The 4,662-nt window shown below is 76.5% G+C and carries 4 protein-coding genes; 2 read left to right on the top strand and 2 right to left on the bottom strand.

The genetic code is table 11. The features are described 5' to 3' along the window. A partial coding sequence (locus tag FA014_RS18030; RefSeq protein ID WP_154731003.1) for a family 43 glycosylhydrolase occupies window positions 1–301 on the bottom strand: 301 nt, incomplete at its 3' end. Window positions 302–432: 131 nt separating this feature from the next. On the opposite strand from FA014_RS18030, the gene FA014_RS18025 reads away from it, so the two are divergent. Further along, on the top strand, window positions 433–1,641 hold the full coding sequence (locus tag FA014_RS18025; protein WP_154731002.1) for an AI-2E family transporter: 1,209 nt from the start codon (window positions 433–435) through the stop codon (window positions 1,639–1,641). 52 nt (window positions 1,642–1,693) lie between these two features. After that, entirely contained in the window at window positions 1,694–1,879 is a 186-nt protein-coding gene (locus FA014_RS18020) for a hypothetical protein (protein ID WP_154731001.1), read from the top strand. Window positions 1,880–1,979: 100 nt separating this feature from the next. Here the strand turns inward: FA014_RS18020 and FA014_RS18015 are convergent. Continuing rightward, a partial coding sequence (locus FA014_RS18015; RefSeq protein WP_154731000.1) for a bifunctional [glutamine synthetase] adenylyltransferase/[glutamine synthetase]-adenylyl-L-tyrosine phosphorylase occupies window positions 1,980–4,662 on the bottom strand: 2,683 nt, incomplete at its 5' end.

Raw genomic sequence — 4,662 nt, 5'->3', positions numbered from 1 at the left:
CGCCGGCGATCCGGTGGATCTCCGGGGCCCAGATCAGGTGCGACTGCGGACCCGACGCGTGCCGGGTCCAGATCGTCACCTCCTGCGCGGCCTGCAGGTCCTCCAGGCGCTCCGCACGACGCAGCACAATCCGGTCGTACAGCGGGTGCGACCCCGTGAAGTAGTACTGCCCCCCGTGCCGCAGCACGCACGGGTCCGCCCGCTGCAGCACGATCGGGTTCACGCCCACACCGGCGCCGACGTCCGTCACTGTCGTCTCCTCGTCGAGAGCGCCGGGCTCGTCCCCGGCTGACTTCTCCATCGTTGTATGTTAACGCTCACACAGACCGCCCCGCGCTGTCCAGCCGGACGCCGGGCGCGCCCCCCGCTCCCCCGGCACCGGCCGCCGGTAGCCTGACCGGCGCACCCGCCGCCGACCCCACGGAGCCCCGCATGCCCGCGCTCGACGACCCCGCCCCGCGCCCGGCGCCCGCCGCCCGCGGCTCCGGGCTCACCCCGGGCGCCCGCGACTCCCGCATCCCGCCGCGGTGGCTGCCCCGCGCGCTCGCCATGACGGTCGCGGCGGCGTTCGCCGGCATCCTGATCTGGCGCGCGGCGTCGATGCTCGGCAACGTCCTGACGATCATCGTCATCTCGTGGTTCGTCGCCCTCGCGATGGAGCCGATGATCCTGTGGCTCGGCCGGCGCGGCATCCGGCGCCCGCTCGCCACCGGCCTCACGATGATCGGCGCGCTGGTGCTCGGGATCGCGGTGCTCGGCCTGCTGGGCGGGCTCTTCGTCAACCAGCTCGTCGACCTCGTGCAGTCCATCCCGGGCTACTACGCCGACCTGCGCGCGATGGCGTCGGACCGGTTCGACATCCAGCTGCCCCGCACCGACGAGCTGCTGGACAACGCCGGCGACTACGTCGGCAGCATCGCGCCCGGCGTGATCGGCGTCGGCACCTCGATCGCGGGCGGGCTGTTCACGGCCACCGCCGTGTTGCTCGTCGTCTACTACATGGCCAGCGCCGGGCCGAAGTTCCGCGCCGCCGTGTGCCGGTACCTCGCCCCGCACCGGCAGCGCGAGGTGCTCCGGGTCTGGGAGGTGTCGCAGGACAAGGTCGCGGGGTTCATCAACTCGCGGCTGGTGCTCGCCGCCATCTCCACCGTCGCGACGTGGGCCTTCCTGGCGCTGGTCCAGATCCCGTACGCGCTGCCGCTCGCCGTGTTCACCGGCCTGGTGTCGCAGTTCATCCCCACCGTCGGCACCTACATCGGCGGCGCCCTGCCCGTCCTGGTCGCGCTCACCGTGTCACCGCTGCGGGCCCTCGCCGTGCTGGCGTTCATCATCGCGTACCAGCAGGTGGAGAACCTGGTCCTCACCCCGAAGGTGTCGCAGCGGTCGCTCGCGCTCAACCCGGCCGTCGCCTTCCTGTCGGTCATCGCGGCCGGTGCCGTGTTCGGGGCCCTGGGGGCGTTCCTGGCGCTGCCCGTCGTGGCGACGATCCAGGCGGTGCTGTCGACCTACCTGCGCCGGCACGAGCTGGTGGACCCGACGCTGCTCGAGGACGAGTCGGTCGGCCGCCGCAAGGAGGACGAGCCGCACGACGGCGGGGACGAGCTCCGGCCCCCGGTCGCGCCGCCGGTCGACCCGGCCTAGCGTCGGGCGGACCGGCGCCGCGCGGGCGCCGGACCCCACCCGAGGAGGACGCGTGACCGACTCGACCGACGACTGGATCCCGGACACCCCCGGCGAGGACCCCGAGGCGCCCGACGCCGAGCCCGAGCGGGACCTCGGCGGCGTCGACCGGGGCGACGACGTCGCCCAGGACCTCGAGGAGAACCTCGAGGACGGCGCGATGACGGCCAGCCCGGACCCGCTCGACCCCCCGGACTGAGCCTCGACCGCTCCCCCGAACCCCTCGACCGGAGCGTTCTGCCCGGACGCGCCACGCGTGTCGGGCAGGACGCTCCGCTCGTCTCCGCTCGAGCGGGCGGTCAGGCGTAGAAGACCTCGTCCACCGCCTGGCGCGCGCGGCGCGACGCCCGCAACCAGGCGTCCTCCAGGTCCTGCCCCGACCCGGACGGGTAGCCCAGCACCGCGGCCAGCCCGGTCAGCACCTGCCGGTCGTGCGGCAGCACGTCCGCCGAGGCCCCCGTCCGCCCGGTCCACAGCACCAGCGCGTCCCGCAGCCGCGACGCCAGGTCCCACGCCTCGACGAGCACCGCCGCGTCGTCCGCGGTCACCAGCCCCGCGTCCCGGGCCGCGGCCAGGGCGTCGAGCGTCGACGTCGTGCGCAGACCCGGCACCGCGTGCGCGTGCCGGAGCTGCAGCAGCTGGGCGGTCCACTCGACGTCGGCGATGCCGCCGCGGCCGAGCTTGAGGTGCCGCGTCGGGTCCACGCCGCGCGGCAGCCGCTCCGCCTCCACCCGGGCCTTGATCCGCCGGACCTCGCGCACGCCGGCGGCGTCCAGCCCGCCCGCGGGGTAGCGCAGCGGGTCGACCAGGGCGACGAACCGCTCCCCCAGGACCGGGTTGCCCGCGACGGGCCGGGCCCGCAGCAGCGCCTGGCTCTCCCACACCAGCGACCAGCGCGCGTAGTACTCGGCGTAGGCGTCGAACGAGCGCACCAGGGGGCCGTTGCGGCCCTCCGGCCGCAGGTCCGCGTCCACCTCCAGGGCGGGCTCGGGGCCGACCGCGCCCAGCAGCGCCCGCAGCCGGGTGGCCACGCCGGTGGCGAACTCCTGCGCCAGCACCCCGTCCGGGCCGCCGCCGCGCACCGGGTCGTGCACGAACAGCACGTCGGCGTCCGAGGTGTACCCCATCTCGCGCCCGCCGAGCCGCCCCATCGCCACCACCAGCAGCCGCGTCGGGTCGGCGTCCAGCCCGCGCGCGGCGCGCTCCTCCCACGCGGCCACCCGCAGCGCCCCGGCCAGCAGCACGTCGGCCGTGGCGGTCAGGCTGCGGGACGCCCGCGTGCCGGTCACGACGCCGAGGACGTCGGCGACCGCGGTGCGGGCCAGCTCGCGGCGCCGCAGCGCGCGCAGGGCGGTCGCGGCCGGCACCGGCTCGGTCGCGCGGGTGAGGATCGCGTCCGCCTCGGCCGCCAGCCGGTCCTGGCTGCGCGGCTCGAGCTCGGCGTCGTCGTCCAGCCACGCCACCGACTCCGGCGACCGGGCCAGCGCGTCCGCGACGTACCGGGAGGTCGACAGCGCGCGCGCCAGCCGCTCGGCGGCCGTGCCGGAGTCCCGGAGCATCTTCAGGTACCAGTGCGTGCCGCCGAGCGTCTCGGACAGCCGCCGGAACGCGAGCAGCCCGCCGTCGGGGTCCGGGCCGTCCGCGAACCAGCCGATCATCACCGGCAGCAGCTGCCGCTGGATCGCCGAGCGCCGGGTCACGCCCTCGGTCAGCGCGGCGATGTGCCGGACGGCGCCGGCCGGGTCGCGGTAGCCGACCGCCGCCAGCCGCTCCCGCGCGGCCTCGGGGGCGAGGCTGACGTCCTCGGTGGACAGCTGCGCGGTCGCCGGGAGCAGGGGCCGGTAGAACAGCGCCTCGTGCAGGTCGCGGACCTCGCGACGCACCTGCCGCCAGCGCTCGAGCAGCCCCTCGGCGCCCTCGGCGCGCATCCCGAGCGACCGGGCGAGCCGGCGCAGGTCGGGCTCGGCGGTCGGCATCAGGTGCGTGCGGCGCAGCCGGTGCAGCTGGATCCGGTGCTCGATCGCGCGCAGGAACCGGTAGCAGACGGCGAGCTGCCCGGCGTGCTCCCGGCCGACGTAACCGGCCGCGGACAGCGCCGCCAGCGCGGTCAGGGTGTTCCCGCTGCGGATCTCCGGGTCGGCGCGCCCGTGCACGAGCTGCAGCAGCTGCACGGTGAACTCGACGTCCCGGAGCCCGCCGACGCCGAGCTTGATCTGCCGGTCCGCCTCCGCGGCCGGCACGTTCCGCTCGACGCGGCGGCGCATCGCCTGGGAGTCGGCGACGAAGTTCTCCCGCCGGACCGCCTGCCAGACCATCGGGTTGGTGGTCTCGACGTACGCGCGGCCGAGCTCCGCGTCACCGGCCAGCGGACGGGCCTTGAGCAGCGCCTGGAACTCCCAGGTCTTGGCCCAGCGCTCGTAGTACGACCGGTGCGAGTCCAGGGTGCGGACCAGCGGGCCGTCCTTGCCCTCGGGCCGCAGCGCCGCGTCCACGGGCCACAGCGCGGGCTCGCCGGACGGCGCCGCGCACGCCCGGGCCAGGGCGGTCGCGAGCCGGGTCCCGGCGGCCAGGGCCCCGGCCTCGTCGGCGCCCTCGACCGGCTCGGCGACGTAGACCACGTCGACGTCGCTGACGTAGTTGAGCTCGCGCCCGCCGGTCTTGCCCATGCCGATGACCGCGAGCCGCACGGACGCACCGTGGTCGTCGAGCTCGGCGCGGGCCAGGGCCAGCGCCGCCTCCAGGGCGGCCGCGGCCAGGTCGGCGAGCGCCGCGGCCACGCCCGGCAGCCGGGTCAGGGGCTCGCCGGACGTGAGGTCGGTGGCGGCGATCCGCAGCAGCCGGCGCCGGTACGCGCGGCGCATCGCGTCGACGCCGTCCGGTCCGGCGACGCCCGCGACGGGCACCGCGGCGGCCGGGTCCGCGCCGACGGCCGCCAGCAGCTCGGCCCGGACCTCGCCGACCGGCACGCCGGTGCCCGGGGCG

The sequence above is a fragment of the Cellulomonas hominis genome (genome assembly GCF_005239125.1).
GTDB lineage: Bacteria > Actinomycetota > Actinomycetes > Actinomycetales > Cellulomonadaceae > Cellulomonas > Cellulomonas hominis_A.
This window is presented reverse-complemented; position numbering and strand designations above follow the sequence as displayed.

Bases quoted from the DNA above. Each gene is read 5' to 3' on its own strand.
- FA014_RS18025 (WP_154731002.1), top strand. From the start codon at position 433: ATGCCCGCGCTCGACGACCCCGCCCCGCGCCCGGCGCCCGCCGCCCGC.